This window comes from Streptomyces sp. sk2.1, from assembly GCF_008120935.1.
Lineage (GTDB): Bacteria > Actinomycetota > Actinomycetes > Streptomycetales > Streptomycetaceae > Streptomyces.
On sequence record NZ_RDBO01000056.1, the window covers coordinates 46,550 to 61,021 of the forward strand.

At 72.5% G+C, this 14,472-nt stretch carries 16 protein-coding genes and 1 pseudogene; 7 read left to right on the forward strand and 10 right to left on the reverse strand.

Annotated features, from left to right (window positions below; genetic code table 11):
• From EAO76_RS45450 to EAO76_RS21035, 3 genes and pseudogenes are all read left to right on the forward strand, one after another.
• Positions 1-181 (forward strand): annotated as a pseudogene (locus EAO76_RS45450) (hypothetical protein); the annotation flags it as partial.
• A gap of 16 nt (positions 182-197) precedes the next feature.
• Positions 198-968: a DUF4239 domain-containing protein gene (locus EAO76_RS21030; protein WP_148837499.1), complete on the forward strand. Its 771-nt coding sequence runs from the start codon at positions 198-200 to the stop codon at positions 966-968.
• 161 nt (positions 969-1,129) lie between these two features.
• Entirely contained in the window at positions 1,130-1,654 is a 525-nt protein-coding gene (locus EAO76_RS21035) for a hypothetical protein (RefSeq protein WP_148837500.1), read from the forward strand.
• An 86-nt stretch (positions 1,655-1,740) separates the two neighbouring features.
• On the opposite strand, the gene EAO76_RS21040 is transcribed toward EAO76_RS21035, so the two are convergent.
• Positions 1,741-2,583, reverse strand: a complete 843-nt coding sequence (locus tag EAO76_RS21040; RefSeq protein WP_148837501.1) for a polysaccharide deacetylase family protein — start codon at positions 2,581-2,583, stop codon at positions 1,741-1,743.
• A gap of 167 nt (positions 2,584-2,750) precedes the next feature.
• Here EAO76_RS21040 and EAO76_RS21045 point away from each other — a divergent pair, with 167 nt between their 5' ends.
• The 3 genes from EAO76_RS21045 to EAO76_RS21055 all read left to right on the forward strand — a co-directional run bounded on the left by EAO76_RS21045 (position 2,751) and on the right by EAO76_RS21055 (position 5,590).
• The gene (locus EAO76_RS21045; RefSeq protein ID WP_148837502.1) at positions 2,751-3,212 is read left to right on the forward strand and encodes a universal stress protein; all 462 of its coding nucleotides are present in this window, start codon (positions 2,751-2,753) and stop codon (positions 3,210-3,212) included.
• A gap of 109 nt (positions 3,213-3,321) precedes the next feature.
• Entirely contained in the window at positions 3,322-4,770 is a 1,449-nt protein-coding gene (locus tag EAO76_RS21050) for an amino acid permease (protein WP_148837503.1), read from the forward strand.
• Positions 4,771-5,023: 253 nt separating this feature from the next.
• Positions 5,024-5,590, forward strand: a complete 567-nt coding sequence (locus tag EAO76_RS21055) for a sigma-70 family RNA polymerase sigma factor (RefSeq protein WP_148837504.1) — start codon at positions 5,024-5,026, stop codon at positions 5,588-5,590.
• Here EAO76_RS21055 and EAO76_RS21060 read toward each other — a convergent pair.
• The gene (locus EAO76_RS21060) at positions 5,524-5,721 is read right to left on the reverse strand and encodes a zf-HC2 domain-containing protein (protein WP_148837505.1); all 198 of its coding nucleotides are present in this window, start codon (positions 5,719-5,721) and stop codon (positions 5,524-5,526) included. The genes EAO76_RS21055 and EAO76_RS21060 overlap by 67 nt on opposite strands.
• Positions 5,722-5,846: 125 nt before the next feature.
• Between EAO76_RS21060 and EAO76_RS21065 the strand changes: the two genes are divergently transcribed.
• Positions 5,847-6,368: a hypothetical protein gene (locus tag EAO76_RS21065; protein ID WP_148837506.1), complete on the forward strand. Its 522-nt coding sequence runs from the start codon at positions 5,847-5,849 to the stop codon at positions 6,366-6,368.
• A gap of 16 nt (positions 6,369-6,384) precedes the next feature.
• Here the strand turns inward: EAO76_RS21065 and EAO76_RS21070 are convergent, their stop codons facing one another.
• From EAO76_RS21070 to EAO76_RS21105, 8 genes are all read right to left on the reverse strand, one after another.
• On the reverse strand, positions 6,385-7,614 hold the full coding sequence (locus EAO76_RS21070; protein ID WP_148837507.1) for a sensor histidine kinase: 1,230 nt from the start codon (positions 7,612-7,614) through the stop codon (positions 6,385-6,387).
• The gene (locus EAO76_RS21075) at positions 7,611-9,092 is read right to left on the reverse strand and encodes a cation acetate symporter (RefSeq protein WP_148837508.1); all 1,482 of its coding nucleotides are present in this window, start codon (positions 9,090-9,092) and stop codon (positions 7,611-7,613) included. Before EAO76_RS21075 ends, EAO76_RS21070 begins: the two co-directional genes overlap by 4 nt.
• The gene (locus EAO76_RS21080; RefSeq protein ID WP_148837509.1) at positions 9,089-9,451 is read right to left on the reverse strand and encodes a hypothetical protein; all 363 of its coding nucleotides are present in this window, start codon (positions 9,449-9,451) and stop codon (positions 9,089-9,091) included. Before EAO76_RS21080 ends, EAO76_RS21075 begins: the two co-directional genes overlap by 4 nt.
• A gap of 64 nt (positions 9,452-9,515) precedes the next feature.
• Complete coding sequence (locus EAO76_RS21085) at positions 9,516-10,268, reverse strand: LytTR family DNA-binding domain-containing protein (RefSeq protein WP_148837510.1); 753 nt, start codon at positions 10,266-10,268, stop codon at positions 9,516-9,518.
• A gap of 46 nt (positions 10,269-10,314) precedes the next feature.
• A complete protein-coding gene (locus tag EAO76_RS21090) occupies positions 10,315-11,169 on the reverse strand; it encodes an amidohydrolase (protein WP_148837511.1) in 855 nt (284 codons plus the stop codon).
• A 2-nt stretch (positions 11,170-11,171) separates the two neighbouring features.
• Complete coding sequence (locus tag EAO76_RS21095) at positions 11,172-11,483, reverse strand: L-rhamnose mutarotase (RefSeq protein ID WP_148837512.1); 312 nt, start codon at positions 11,481-11,483, stop codon at positions 11,172-11,174.
• A 1-nt stretch (position 11,484) separates the two neighbouring features.
• Positions 11,485-12,474: an aldo/keto reductase gene (locus tag EAO76_RS21100; protein ID WP_148837556.1), complete on the reverse strand. Its 990-nt coding sequence runs from the start codon at positions 12,472-12,474 to the stop codon at positions 11,485-11,487.
• Between the two features lie 253 nt (positions 12,475-12,727).
• Positions 12,728-14,119: a wax ester/triacylglycerol synthase family O-acyltransferase gene (locus EAO76_RS21105; protein WP_148837513.1), complete on the reverse strand. Its 1,392-nt coding sequence runs from the start codon at positions 14,117-14,119 to the stop codon at positions 12,728-12,730.
• Positions 14,120-14,472: the final 353 nt, after the last annotated feature.

Consider the following 14,472-nt stretch of genomic DNA (forward strand, 5'->3'; position numbering starts at 1 on the left):
CCCCTCGTCCCCGCCCTCCGCACGTCCCGCGGCCGCCTCGTCCCGTCCCGTGGCGCTCCCCACCTACCGCAAGCCACCGCGCAAGGTCCCCCGACGCGGCACCTCCCTGGTCACCCTCACCCTGCTGATCACGGCGCCCGCGGTGTTCGCCGTCGCCGTCCTGCGTCCCCGCTCCCGCTGACCTCCGGAGAAGTCTCATGTCGGAATGGCTTGTTCTCACCCTCGCCATGGCCGCGGCAAGTGCCGTCGTCCTGACCATCGCCGTGCTCAACAACCGTCGGGTCGGGGAGGACGACGACCCGTCCGAGACCCCCGACGTCATCGAGTACATGACGATGATGATCGGCGTGGTCTACGCGATCGTGCTGGGCCTCGCCATCGCGGGCGTCTGGGAGGGCCGCGGCGCCGCCCAGGAGTACGTGCGCCAGGAGGCCCAGGCGCTGCACGAGGTGAAGGCCCGCTCCGCCGTCTACCCGGCCGAGGTGCGCACCCGCATCCGCGCCGACGTCGACGCCTACGTACGCCATGTCGTGCACGACGAGTGGCAGTCGATGAGCGAGCACGGCACGCTCACCGCCGAGGGCACCCGGCTCCTCGACCGGGTACGCACCGATGTCACCCAGTACCGGCCGGCGAACGACCACGAGGGGCAGGCGTACCAGCCGCTGGTCGACGAGGTCGCCGCGGCCGACGACGCGCGCAGCGCACGCGGGCAGAGCGCGGGGGCGACCATGCCGGGCGTGGTCTGGTTCGGCCTGGTCATCGGGGCTTTGGTAACAGTTGGAATGATCTTCACGTTGCAGATCCGCAGGAGTTTCCGCGAACTGCTCCTGGCCGGTTTCTTCAGCGTTCTGATCGCCTTTCTGCTCTTCCTGATCTGGGATTTCGACACCCCCTTCGGGCGGGGCCTCTCGGCCACCGCCGCACCGTTCCTCGATCTGTTCCCGGAAGCCGCGGGCGGACGGTGACACCGAGGTGCGCCGCTCGGGCGAAACCGGTGCCCCGGGCGGCGTACCCCGATCGCGAGCGGAATGCGCGACTCCTAGCGTTTGGCGGGTCGAGGCGCATTTCTGACACTTTGTGGAAAACCGTTCCGCAAGTGCTCCTCGGGGACCCGGAGGATTCATCCATGCGTTCCATACGTGTCGCACCCGTCGCCCTGCTCGGCGCCGCCCTCGCCCTGACCGTCCCGGCCGCAATCGCGTCCGCGGCATCGTCGGGAGGCGCGTCCTCCGCGACCGGATACACCGTCACCCCGTCGGTGATCGCGCCGGGAGGCCAGGTCACCCTGGCGGCCCGGGGGTGCTCTGCAACCGCAACGGCCGGATCGGGTGTTTTCGACACCGTCACCATTCCCGGAGGTGGTTCCGCGGCGGCCACGGTCGACTGGGACGCGAAGCCCGGTTCCTCCCACGAGGTGACGTTCATCTGCAGCGCGCCGCCCGGCTCCACGGCGAAGGTCCGGCTCACGGTCGCCGCGGCCTCCCGCGCGCCGACGGCCGGTTCCGCGGTCGCCCCGGCCGGTGTGCGGGGCGGTCTCGGCGGCGGCGGTCCGAGCACCGCGGAGCTCGTCGCCGGAACGGTGCTGGCGGTGGCCGCGGCCACCGGCGCCGTCCACATGGCGCGCCGGCACGGGGAGAACCGCCCGCGCTGACGGCAGGGTCGGTACGCCCGTCGCCCCGGGTCCTGGTGCACAGGCCCCGGGGCGACGGGCGTACCGGGGCCGGAACCGGAACGCGTTCAGCGACGCTGCGGCACCGTGATCCGGTAGCCGTCGTCGAGCAGTTCGGGGAGGTACCGGCGCAGCGCCGCCACACTCTGCGAACGGTCTCCTCCCGCGTCGTGCGAGAGCACGACGACGCCGGGCGCAGCCCCCTCCCGGACCCGGCGGACGATGGTGCCGGTGCCGGGTTCGGTCCAGTCCAGCGTGTCCACGGTCCACGCCATGGGCTCCATCCCCAGGGCGGCGCCGATCTCGAAGGAGTTGCGGTTCCACGCCCCGTACGGCGCCCGGTACCAGAGCGGCGCGGCACCGGTGAGCCGTTCGATCACCTCGCTGGTGGGACCGAGTTCGTCCCGGACGCCCGCCCGGGAGAGTCCGGTGACCAGGGGGTGGGTCCAGGAGTGGTTGCCGATGGTGTGGCCGTCCTCGGCGATGGCCCGCACCAGGTCCTGGTTGTCGTGGGCCATTTCCCCGCAGACGAAGAACATCGCGCGGACGTCGTACTCGCGCAGCGTGGCGAGGATGTGCGGGGTGTACCGGGGGTCCGGGCCGTCGTCGAAGGTCAGGACCATGGCGTGTCCGATCTCGGGCAGCTCCTCGAAGGGCCGGGTGCGGACCGGGGGCGCCGCGGGCCGGAAGCGGGGCGGGGCGCCCSCGGTCATGGGCCGGAGCCGGTACGGGGCGGGCCGGTTCCGGACGGCCGACGGAGGTCCGGCCGCCCCGGCCCGTGCCGGTGCGGGATCCCTGAGCGGCGCCCCGGCCGGGTCCGCGGCGATCATGCGCACGGCGGCGGCCGTGCCGAGTCCGGCGGCCAGGCCCAGCAGCGCCCTGCGCCCCGGAAACCTCTGATCATTTTTCATGACCAACTGCTCGCACGGCGGGCGGGCGCGTCCCGGTCGACGACACCGGGGGCGGAGGTTTTTGCACCCGATGGAGGGATCGGCGGCGGGGCAGGCGGCAGCTTCGGACCGGACCGGGCCGCCGCCCGGTCCGAGGACGGCCCACGGCAGCGGATAGCCTCACTGCCGTGACAGAACCGCAGCCTCATGAGTTCGAACGTGGCACAGATGGACCGAAAGTGATCGTCGCCGGCATCGACGGGTCCGATTCCTCCATGCGCGCCGCGGCCTACGCGGCAGGTCTGGCCCGCCGCCAGGGAGCCATGCTCGCCCTCGTCTACGTCCAGCCCGTACTGCCCGCCGGGGCGGCACTCGGCGCGCCCATCGCCGACACCACCGGCGAGGTCGCGGAGGGGCTGGTGAACGAGATCCGGGAGACGGCCCGGCGGCTGAAGGACGTGTGGAACGTGCGCTGGGAGTTCCACACCTTCCGCGGCGACCCCTACAACGGACTCGTGACCGCGGCGGACGAGTTGAAGGCGGACGCCGTCGTGGTGGGCGCGTCGGAGTCGGCCGGGCACCGGTTCGTCGGATCGGTGGCGATCCGGCTGGTGAAAGCGGGTCGTTGGCCCGTCACGGTGGTCCCCTGACCCCTGCGGAATCCTTTCTTCCGCCAAACGGCACGCCTTCTTCCGCAGCGGCTCCGGCTGAGTCATCATGAGCGCCCGTCAGAGACGGCCGTCAGTGAAGAGGTGACTCATGGCAAGGCTCCGAGTGGGCGAGGGCGTACTGCGCCGCAAACCGATCGAGCAGATCGACGAGCAGGGGCCCGCCGGGGAGGCCACCGCTCAGCTCACCAGAACGCTCGGACTGTGGCAGCTCACCGCCATCGGTGTGGGCGGCATCATCGGGGCGGGCATCTTCACCCTCGCCGGCACGGTGGCCAACGGCACCGCCGGCCCCGCCGTCCTGCTCTCGTTCCTCATCGCGGGCGTGGCGAGCGCGGCCGCCGCGTTCAGCTACGCGGAGTTCGCGGGGCTGATCCCGAAGGCCGGGTCCGCGTACACCTACGGATACGCGGTGCTCGGCGAGCTGGTGGGCTGGTTCATCGGCTGGGACCTGTTGCTGGAGTACACCGCGATCGTGGCGGTGGTCGCGATCGGCATCTCCGGCTACTTCAGCTTCCTGCTCGGGGAGCTGGGGCTGGACGTGCCGAAGTGGATGCTGGGCGCGCCCGGCACCGGCGACGGCCACAAGGTGGACCTGTTCGCCGCGCTGCTCTGTCTGCTGGTCGCGTACCTGCTGACCCTCGGCATCAAGAACGCGGCCCGCTTCGAGACGGTCGTGGTGGCCCTGAAGGTCCTGGTCGTCCTGCTGGTCATCGGCGTGGGCGTCTTCCACATCAACACCGCCAACTACCACCCCTTCTTCCCGTTCGGGGTGAGCGGCGCCTTCACGGGCGCGGCCACGGTGTTCTTCGCGGTCTTCGGGTACGACGCCATGTCGACGGCCGCCGAGGAGTCCAAGGACGCCCAGCGCCACATGCCGAAGGCGATCCTGTACTCCCTCGCCATCTCCATGGTCCTCTACGTGGCGGCGTGCCTGGTGCTGACGGGGATGCAGAGCTACGAGGACATCGACCCGGAGTCCGGTTTCTCCACGGCCTTCAAGGCGGTGGGCCTCAGCGGGATCGCCGACGTGATCGCGGTGGGCGCCATCATCGGCATCCTGACCGTCATGTTCACCTTCATGCTCGGCGTGACCCGGGTGTGGTTCTCGATGAGCCGTGACGGGCTGCTGCCGAAGTGGTTCGCCAAGACCCACCCCACCCGGCACGTCCCGACCCGGGTGACCTGGATCGTCGGTGTGGCCTCGGCGGCGATCGCCGGGTTCCTGCCGATCGGCGAGGCCGCCGAGCTGACCAACATCGGCATCCTGCTGGCGTTCGTGGTGGTGTGCATCGCCGTGATCGTGCTGCGTTACAAGCAGCCCGACCTGCCGCGTACGTTCCGCACCCCCGGGATGCCGTTCGTCCCGGCCCTCGGGGTGGTGTTCTCGATCTGGCTGATCACCTTCCTCCAGTGGCAGACCTGGGTGCGGTTCGCGGTGTGGTTCCTGGTCGGCCTGGTCATCTACTTCGGCTACTCCTACCGGAAGTCGGAGATGGCGGGGACGACCGGGACGGGCACGGGGACGAAGAAGTCCTGAGCGCGGCCCCGGCCGTCCGTGGCGGCGTCCGCCGACGGCACGGGACCACGGGCGGCCGGGGCGCGCCGTCCGTGGTCCGGGGCCGTCACCCGTACACACATCGCACCGCCCGACCGTTCACCGCACCATTCGCCGCACTGTGCGACCGCTCGTCGCACGGCGGGGCCCATCGCCTGTTCCTCGGCGCCCCGATGCGTTCGTATACGCCCGTCGGCAGCGAAGCGGCAGGGCCTCGGCGGGAAGGGCGTTCACGATGACCACCACGACGGATGAGCGGACCCTCGCGGGCCTCCAGCGGGAGCACGGTGCCGCGCTCTTCCGCTTCCTGCTGGGGCTGACCTTCGGCGACCGGCAGCGGGCCGAGGACCTGCTCCAGGAGACGCTGGTGCGCGCCTGGCAGCATCCGGAGGCGTTCGACGCCCCGTACGAATCGATGCGGCCCTGGCTCTTCACCGTGGCGCGGCGGCTCGCGATCGACGCGCGCCGGTCCCGGCAGGCCCGCCCGGCCGAGGTCGGCGACGTCGTGCTGGAGACGGCCGCGGACGGGGAGGACACCGCCGAGGCCACGGTCTCGGCCCTCGACGTGCGCGAGGCGGTGCGCGCCCTGAACCCGGACCACCGCGAGGTCCTCGTCCAGATGTACTTCCGCGGGCTCACCGTGAACGAGACGGCCCAGGTGCTCGGCATTCCGCCGGGCACGGTCAAGTCCCGGTCCTACTACGCGCTGCGCCGGCTCGCCCGCAGCCTTCCGGGCTACTCCAGCAGTTCCTCCTCGCCGAGCAGGGCGAGCAGCGAGACGGCCTCCGCGACCTGCACGTAGTCGGCGGCGCAGCCGTCGCAGGTCTGCAGGTGGCGGCAGACCTCACGGGTCTCACCGGCCGTGAGCGCGTCGAGAACATAGGCACCGAGCAACTGCCGCACGTGCGGGTCCTTCCCGGGATCGGCGCTCATCGCATCCTCGTGTCGTGTGCGGACCCGGTCGTGACGGATCCTGCCCTTCTGGCCACGCGGGGCGCGCTCCCCCGGTTCAATGCTGCGTGGAGCCCGGTAGCGAGAACGGAAAGAGGCGAGACGGGATGCGCCCGGAACGTCAGGACGGAACCAATGGGGGCGGGCTGCTGATCCCGATGGCCTGGATGTACGCCGAGTACGTCGCCGACGGGATACTGCGGACCGGTAATCTGATGGAGCCGTCCACACTGGAGTACCGCGCGGGGCGGGACGCCCTCGCGCTCACCGTCTTCCTCTGCGACGACATGATGGTGGCCGATGACCTGCCCGCGGCCCGGCTGGACGAGCTGCGGCTGCTGACGGCGTACGGGACTGCCTGGCGCGGCTGGGTCCGCGAACGGCTCGACGCGCTCGGCGGGGACCCCGATCCCGGGGCGGAGGGCGGGAGTCCCGATCTGGTGCTGGCCCGCGCGGCCTGGCGGTGGCTGGAGGAGACCGAACTGCTCGCGGCCGACCTGGACGCGATCGGTCCGCGGCCCCGGGGGTCGCTGGGCGACGGGCCGGACGCGGAGGAGGCCGCCCAGGTGTGGACACCGGCCTGGCAGCTGGGGCTGCCGCTGGGACATCTGGCGATCCAGTTGCACTGAGCGCTCCGTCCGCCGGTCAGGAACCGTGCACGCCGGCGCGGTACTTCGGCAGCCGCACCGTGATCTTCATCCCGGCGCCGACGCCCGTCTCGATGACGAGCCCGTAGTCGTCCCCGTAGACCTGGCGCAGCCGCTCGTCGACGTTGAGCAGTCCGATGCCGGTGGAGGGGCCGCCCTCGCCGCGCAGGATCTGGCGCAGCCGCCGCGGGTCCATGCCGGCGCCGTCGTCCTCGATGACGACCTCGGCCTCGGAGCCGGCGTCGAAGGCGCTGATGGTGATGCGGGTCGGGGTCTCCTCCGTCCGGCCGGTGCCGAGCGGGCGGGCCGGGGCGGCCGATCCTTCGAGGCCGTGCTTGACGGCGTTCTCGACCAGCGGCTGGAGGCAGAGGAAGGGCAGGGCGACGGGCAGCACCTCGGGGGCGATCTGGAGGGTGACCGCGAGCCGCTCGCCGAAGCGGGCCCGTACCAGCGCCAGGTACTGGTCGATGGAGTGGAGCTCGTCGGCGAGGGTGGTGAAGTCGCCGTGGCTGCGGAACGAGTAGCGGGTGAAGTCGGCGAACTCCAGCAGGAGCTCGCGGGCCCGTTCCGGGTCGGTGCGGACGAACGAGGCGATGGCGGCCAGTGAGTTGAAGATGAAGTGCGGGGAGATCTGGGCCCGCAGCGCCCTGATCTCGGCCTCGATGAGCTGGGTGCGGGAGCGGTCCAGTTCGGCCAGCTCCAGCTGTACGCAGACCCAGCGGGCCACCTCCCCGGCGGCCCTGGCCAGTACCGCGGACTCGCGCGGGGCGTAGGCGACGAGGGTGCCGAGCACCCGGTGGTCGACGGTGAGCGGTACGGCCACGGCCCAGCGCAGCGGGCAGTCCAGGTCGTCGCAGTCGCTGGGGAAGGCGGTGTCCCGGCCGCTGTCGAGGAGGCCGCGCACCTGTTCCATGACGTGCCGGCCGTGGTGCTCGCCCGCGCCGTTCCAGACCAGCACCCGGTCGCGGTCGGTGAGGCAGAGCGCGTCGGTGCCGAGCAGCGAGCGCAGCCCGCGGGCGGCCTTGCGGGCGCTCTCCTCGGTGAGTCCGGCACGCAGCGGCGGCGCGGCGAGCGAGGCGGTGTGCAGGGTCTCGAAGGTGGCGTGCTCGACGGGGGTCCCGACGTCGCTGGTGCGGACGGGCCGGGCGGTGCGGCGGCCGAGCAGGAACGCCGCACCGAGCAGCAGGAGCACGGGCAGGACGAGTACCGCGTGTCCGGCGCCGGTCATCGGTGTCTCCCGGAGGTCAGTGTTTCCGGCAGGTGGAAGCGGGTCATGGCGGCGTTGGTGCCGGGCGGGATGCGACCGGGCGTGGCGAGGGAGACCAGGACCATCGCGAGGAAGCCGACCGGCACCGACCAGACGGCGGGCCAGGCCAGCAGGGCGTGCGCCCAGCCCGGCGGGCGCACCGCGCCGCTGACGGTGATGGTGACGGACAGGAACGCGGAGCCGCCGCCGAGCAGCAGTCCGGCGATCGCGCCGGGCGGGGTGAGCCGCCGCCACCAGATGCCGAGGATCAGCAGCGGGCAGAAGGAGGACGCCGAGACGGCGAACGCCATCGCCACCGAGTCGGCCACCGGCACCCGGCTGACCAGCAGCGAACCGGCCAGCGGGACGCACATGGCGAGCACGGTGGCGAGCCGGAAGTGCCGGACCCCGCGCGAGGGGAGCACGTCCTGCGTGATGACCCCGGCGACGGCCATCGTGAGGCCGGACGCGGTCGACAGGAACGCGGCGAAGGCTCCGCCCGCGACCAGCGCGCCGAGCAGGTCCCCGCCGAGGCCGCCGATGACCCGGCCGGGCAGCAGCAGCACGGCCGCGTCCGCGTCCTCGCCCCGGATCAGCTCGGGGGCGTACAGCCTGCCCAGGGCACCGTAGACCGGGGGCAGCAGGTAGAACACCCCGATGAGGGCGAGGACGACGACCGTCGTGCGGCGGGCGTCGCGGCCGTTGGGGCTGGTGTAGAAGCGGACGACGACGTGCGGCAGGCCCATGGTGCCCAGGAACGTCGCGATGATCAGCCCGTACGTGGCGTACATCGGGTGCTCGGCGCGGAAGACGGAGAGCTGTTCGTCGAAGGTGGCGCGGGGCCGCCCGTCGCCCTGCCAGGCGAGCACCAGGAAGATCGCGGGGACGAGGAGGGCGGTCAGCTTCAGCCAGTACTGGAAGACCTGTACGAAGGTGATGGACCGCATGCCGCCCGCGGCGACGGCGAGGACGACGACCGCCGCCACGAGCACGTCGCCGAGCCAGCCGGGCGCCCCGGTGAGGATCTTCAGCGTCAGCCCGGCGCCCTGGAGCTGCGGTACGAGGTAGAGCCAGCCCGCCGCGACCACGAAGACGCTCACCAGTCTGCGCACCTGCCGCGATTCCAGTCTCCCCTCGGCGAAGTCGGGCAGGGTGTACGCCCCCGAGCGGCGCAGCGGAGCGGCGACGAAGACCAGCAGCACCAGGTAGCCGGCGGTGTAGCCGACCGGGTACCAGAGCATGTCCGGGCCGTGCACGAGGACCAGTCCCGCGATGCCGAGGAAGGAGGCTGCGGAGAGGTACTCGCCGCTGATGGCGGCGGCGTTGAGGCGGGGCCGCACGGTGCGTGAGGCGACGTAGAAGTCGGAGGTGGTCCGGGAGATCCGGAGTCCGAAGCCGCCGACGAGGACGGTGGCGAGGACGACGGCTGCGACGGCCGCCACCGCGTACGTACGGCTCACTGCGCGGAGCGGCCTTCCACGAGCCGGGCGAAGTCGTGTTCGTTGCGCTCGGCCCGGCGTACGTACCACCAGGCCATCAGGACGAGCGGCGGATAGGCGGCGAATCCGAGTACGGCCCAGACGAGCGCGGAACTGTGCAGGGCCTCGAAGACCAGCGGCAGCGTCCCGACGACTACGGCGAGGACGCTGAACGCGGTGAGTCCGGCGCGCAGTTGGCTGCGCACCAGTGAACGGACGTACGCGCCGCCGAGCGCGGTCTGCTCGTCGATCTCCGACTGGGTGCGGTAGCGCGGCAGCGGGCGCACCCGTCGGGGCTCCCCCGTCACCACTTCGCGCCGGGGTGTTGGCTCTGCGGACATGGGCCCGGAGTGTACGCAGCCCCGGTCCTTCGTGGGAAGGGGAACGATTCCCGGTAGGGCCTGGTCAGCGGCCGGTGCGGCGCATCAGCAGATCGCGCAGCGCGCGGGTGTGGCGGCGGCTGACGGCGAGCTCCGCGGCGCCGATGCGCACGCTCATGCTGCCCGCGTCCAGCCGGAGCTCGTCGATCCGGCTCAGCGCGACGAGGTGGCGGCGGTGGATGCGGACGAAGCCGCGCGAGCGCCAGCGCTCCTCCAGCGTGGTGAGGGGGACGCGGACGAGGTGGCTGCCGGTCGCGGTGTGCAGCCGGGCGTAGTCGCCCTGGGCCTCGGCGTAGGCGATGTCGTCGATCGGGATGAACCGGATCACTCCCCCGAGTTCCACCGGTATCTGGTCGCCCGCGGTGTCGAGGACGGGCGCGGAACGGTCGCCGACCTGTTCGGCCGCCCGGCGCACCGCTTCCGCCAGGCGTTCGCGGCGCACGGGCTTGAGGACGTAGTCGACGGCCTTCAGGTCGAACGCCTGGACGGCGAATCCCTCGTGCGCGGTGACGAAGACGATGAGGGGCGGTGCCGCGAAGCCGGCCAGCAGCTGGGCGACGTCGAGGCCGGTGAGGCCCGCCATGTGGATGTCCAGGAACACCACGTCGATGGCCGCCGGGTCGTCCGGGCCCGCCTCGACGGCACCGCCGATGCGGCGCAGCGCCTCGGTGGCCCCGGTGGCCCCCTCCGCGCTGCGGACACGGGGATCGGCGCGCAGCAGGTAGAGGAGTTCTTCCAGGGCTGGTTCTTCGTCGTCGACGGCCAGTACGCGCAGCATGGGCCGGAGTGTAGACCGACCACCGGAGGAACCGCTGAACACCCGTTCAGAGGCCGTAGACACGTTCGGCCGTGGTGGCGAGGACACGGGTGCGTTCGTCCTCGCCGAGGTCGCCGATCAGGGTGCGGGCCGTGTCGACGACCTCCTGGTACGTCGCCGCGAGCCGGCACACCGGCCAGTCCGAGCCGAACATCAGCCGGTCGGGTCCGAAGGCGTCGAGGACGGTGTCGGCGTAGGGGCGCAGGTCGCGCACGGTCCAGGAGCGCACATCGGCCTCGGTGACCAGGCCGGAGAGTTTGCACACGGTGTTGGGGCGGGCGGCGAGAGCCCGCAGGTCGTCGGCCCAGGGGCGCAGCTCGCCGGTGGCGACGGGCGGTTTGCCCGCGTGGTCGAGCACGAAGGTCAGCTCGGGCAGCAGGGCCGCGGCCCGGACGGTCGCGGGCAGCTGGTGGGCCCGGACGACGAGGTCGTGGACGAGCCCGGCGTCGGCGACGGCGCGCAGTCCGCGTCGTACGTCGGGGCGCAGCAGCCAGTCTGGGTCGGGTTCGTCCTGGACCTGGTGGCGGATGCCGACGAGCCGGTCGCCGCCGGGGAGTTCGCGCAGCGCGGCCAGGGTGTCGGTGACGTCCGGGGCCGTGAGGTCGCACCAGCCGACGACGCCCGCGACGAGGTCGCTGCCGTGGGCGAGGGCCAGGAACTCGGGTGTCTCCTCGGGGACGGTGATCGTCTGGACGAGGACGGTGGCCCGCACCCCGGCGGCGCGGGCCTCGGGCTCCAGGTCGGCGAGGGTGAAGTCGCGCCGGAGCGGGGCGAGTTCGTCGCCGGTGATCCAGTCCTGGTCGCGCACCGACAGGTCCCACACATGGTGGTGGGCGTCGACGATCCCTTCCCGGCCGGTCATGGTCAGAGCTCCCAGGCCACGGGGAGGCCGGCCTGCGCGCCGTCCGAGGAGTAGTCGTGCGCGACGTCGAGCAGCTGGTCCATCCGGGCCTGCCAGGCGACGTTGACGGGGAGCTTCTCCAGCCGGGCGAGGAGGGCCGCGTAGTCCTCGCAGTCGATGACGTGGAAGAGGTCGGTGCCGCTGCGCCAGATCGTCCAGGAGGTGGCGCCCGCCGCGCGGATCGCCTCGGTCAGCTCCGCGGGGACCTCGCGGTGCGCGGCCTCGTACTCCTCGATGCGGTCGGCGCGGACCTTGGTGTGCAGGGCGATTCTCATGTCAGTGTCCGTTCTCGGTCAGCAGGCCCTCGGCGCGCAGTTCGTCCCAGAGTCCGTCCGGGATCTCGCGGCGGAGCAGGGCGGCGGCGTCGCGCACCTCGTCCGGGGAGCGGGTGCCGACGAGCACCGTGGCGACGGCGGGGTGGGCGAGCGGGTAGTGGAGGGCGGCGGCCCGCAGCGGGACGCCGTGGTTCTCGGTGACGGCCTCGATGCGCAGCGCCCGGTCCAGGAGGGCCTGGGGCGCGGCCGTGTAGTCGTACGTGGCGCCGGGGCGCGGGTCGGCGAGCAACCCGGAGTTGAAGACCCCGCCGACGACCACGCCGCGGCCCCGGGCGGCCGCCTCGGGCAGCAGTCCGGTCAGGGCCGACTGGTCGAGGAGGGTGTGGCGCCCGGCGCAGAGCACCACGTCGACATCGGTGTCGCGCAGGAACCGGGTCAGCATCTCCGTCTGGTTCATCCCGGCGCCGATGGCGCCGACGAGACCCTGCGCGCGCAGCCTCTCCAGCTCCGGGTACGCCTCGCGGAAGGCGGGTTCGGCGTGGTCGTCGGGGTCGTGCAGGTACACGATGTCGATGCGGTCGAGGCCGAGCCGTTCCAGGCTGTCCTCGATGCTGCGGCGCACGCCGTCGGCGCTGAAGTCCCAGCGGCGGCGGTGGGTGACGGGGACGGCGAAGCCCTCGGAGAGGCCGTCGCCCGCGGCCTTCGCGACGGCGTCCGGGGGCAGCGGGTCGAGCACCCGTCCCACCTTCGTGGACAGCACGAACGCGTCGCGGGGCCGGTCGCGCAGGGCCTCGCCCAGCCGCCGTTCGGAGAGGCCGAGTCCGTAGTGCGGGGCGGTGTCGAAGTAGCGGACGCCCTCGTCCCAGGCGGCGTCGACGGCGGCGGCGGCCCGTTCGGGGTCGACCGCGGTGAAGAGATTTCCGATGGCGGCCGCCCCGAAGGACAGCTCGGTGACCTCGACCGTGCTGTTCCCCAGCCTGTTGCGCCGCATCTCTCCGCCGCCCTCCCCGATGATCGCTTCGTGCACACAGCGAATATTCATCGGATCACTTGGCCGCGTCAACACCTCCGATGCCATGAATCATGGCTCTTTCTCGGAAATCTGTCCGATCTATAACCGGCGCAACTCGTGAGGACGCGTGGTTCACGCAGGTCCCGTGGCCACGCGGGCCCCTCCGGTCGATGGAGGCTCCGCGGTCCGTGCGGGCCCGCGACTCGCGCGGCCCCCGGGAAGCCCGGTCCGCTCACTCCCGCGGCAGCAGCGCGAGCAGTTCGGCCACCTCCTCGTCGGCGCAGCGCGCCAGCCGATCCAGATCGGGCAGCGCCTTGCCGTCCGCCACCAGTCCGACCCGCACCCGGCCGCCGTACGTGGACAGCGCGACGGCGAGGGACTGGCCACGGGCCAGCGGCGCCATCGGGTAGACGGCGCGCAGCGGGCAGCCCCCGAGCGAGAGCTCCGAGCGCGGCAGGGGCACGCTGGTGACCAGGACGTCGAAGAGCATCCTGGCCGCGTTCCCGGCGAGGGGAGCCCCGAAGCGGTGGGCCAGCAGGGGCAGCTGGTCGGCGAGCACGGCGACCGCGCCGGCGCCCTTGAGGGGGCCCGCGGCCTTGTTGCGGTCCATGGCCGCGCGGACGCCGTGGAGCCGTCTCCACGGGTCGGGCTCGCGGACCGGGAGTCCGAGCAGATAGCCGGAGAGCCTGTTCCCCGTCGCGGCGGCCTGTCCCGGCCGTCGGCGGGAGACCGGCACCAGGGCGCGCGGGTCCTCCTCGGGCAGCGACTCGCCGCGCTCGCGCATCCAGCGGCGGAGCGCACCGGCGACGACCGCGAGCAGGACGTCGTTGGTCGTGCCGCCGGCGACGCGGCGGACGCGGCGGACGGCGTCGAGGTCCAGGTCCGCGGTGGCCAGTCGCCGGGTTCCGCTGGAACTCGCGGTGAGCGCGGGCGCGCCGCGCGGGTCGAGGCGGCTGGCCCGCACCATGGAGGCACCCACCCCGAACGCCCGCCCGAGGTCCTCGATCCGGCCCAGCGCGAGCCCGGCCACCTGGCGCGGGCCCGGCATCCAGGAGCGGGGCGGGACGGCGCGCGCCCGGCGGACGGGCGCGCCGCCGTGCGGCCGGCCGGTCGCGGAGGCGATCTCGTCGAAGATCCCGGCACCGATGGCGACCGCGCGCATTCCGTCGGCCAGCGCGTGGTGGAGCTTGACCAGGACCGCGAAGGGACCGCCGCCGGAGCCGCCGATCACGTACATCTGCCAGGGCGGCAGGCCCCGTTCGAGCGGGCGCTCCATCAGCTCGCCGGCGAGCCGGGTGGCGGCCGCCATGAAGGCGCCGCCCTCGTCGCCGGACTCCGCCCCGGCCAGCCGTACCCGTTCGACGTGCCGGCGCACGTCGAAGTCCTTGTCCACGAACCAGGCGGCGCCGCCGACGGGCAGCAGCACGTCCCGCACCCGCATCCGCAGCCGGGGGATGGCGGCGGCGCGGGCGCCCAGCAGTTCCAGCACACCGTCCGCACCGGCGCCGTGCCCGGGGCCGGGTGCCGGGGAGAAGACGGCGAGCGCGCCGAGGTGCATCGGGTGGGCATCGGATTCGAGGTGCCAGAAGGCCAGATCGAGGGGTGCCAGCAGCTCAGTTCCCACGGGTCCTCATGTCATCGAAGACAAATACTGACAAAGCCGCAGTCAATCGCTCGCATGCGGTCACGGTCAAGCACAAACATGTCACTTTCCGTTACCGTCGAGTAGGGGTCGCCCCTCCGCCGAGGCAATCGGCCCCCTTCGGACCGGACGACCCGGCGCCGCCCCCGTTCGTCATTCCTGCGCCGGCATGACGAATTCGCACCAGACGCACTTGCCGCTCCCCCGCGACTCGACGCCCCACATCAACCACCTCGGCATCACCTCCGCCGCCTATCTGCCGCTGATCGCCCAGGCCCGGCCCATCGGCGCGCTCGGCCTGCTCTACAGCGACAAGGACGGGTTCACCGGCGACG

What these genes read in the sequence shown, in the direction of transcription:
- EAO76_RS21030 (WP_148837499.1), top strand. Translation starts at nt 198, where the DNA reads ATGTCGGAATGGCTTGTTCTCACCCTCGCCATGGCCGCGGCAAGTGCC.
- EAO76_RS21035 (WP_148837500.1), top strand. Translation starts at nt 1,130, where the DNA reads ATGCGTTCCATACGTGTCGCACCCGTCGCCCTGCTCGGCGCCGCCCTC.
- EAO76_RS21050 (WP_148837503.1), top strand. Translation starts at nt 3,322, where the DNA reads ATGGCAAGGCTCCGAGTGGGCGAGGGCGTACTGCGCCGCAAACCGATC.
- EAO76_RS21055 (WP_148837504.1), top strand. Translation starts at nt 5,024, where the DNA reads ATGACCACCACGACGGATGAGCGGACCCTCGCGGGCCTCCAGCGGGAG.
- EAO76_RS21060 (WP_148837505.1), bottom strand. Translation starts at nt 5,721, where the DNA reads ATGAGCGCCGATCCCGGGAAGGACCCGCACGTGCGGCAGTTGCTCGGT.
- EAO76_RS21065 (WP_148837506.1), top strand. Translation starts at nt 5,847, where the DNA reads ATGCGCCCGGAACGTCAGGACGGAACCAATGGGGGCGGGCTGCTGATC.
- EAO76_RS21070 (WP_148837507.1), bottom strand. Translation starts at nt 7,614, where the DNA reads ATGACCGGCGCCGGACACGCGGTACTCGTCCTGCCCGTGCTCCTGCTG.
- EAO76_RS21080 (WP_148837509.1), bottom strand. Translation starts at nt 9,451, where the DNA reads ATGTCCGCAGAGCCAACACCCCGGCGCGAAGTGGTGACGGGGGAGCCC.
- EAO76_RS21085 (WP_148837510.1), bottom strand. Translation starts at nt 10,268, where the DNA reads ATGCTGCGCGTACTGGCCGTCGACGACGAAGAACCAGCCCTGGAAGAA.
- EAO76_RS21090 (WP_148837511.1), bottom strand. Translation starts at nt 11,169, where the DNA reads ATGACCGGCCGGGAAGGGATCGTCGACGCCCACCACCATGTGTGGGAC.
- EAO76_RS21095 (WP_148837512.1), bottom strand. Translation starts at nt 11,483, where the DNA reads ATGAGAATCGCCCTGCACACCAAGGTCCGCGCCGACCGCATCGAGGAG.
- EAO76_RS21100 (WP_148837556.1), bottom strand. Translation starts at nt 12,474, where the DNA reads ATGCGGCGCAACAGGCTGGGGAACAGCACGGTCGAGGTCACCGAGCTG.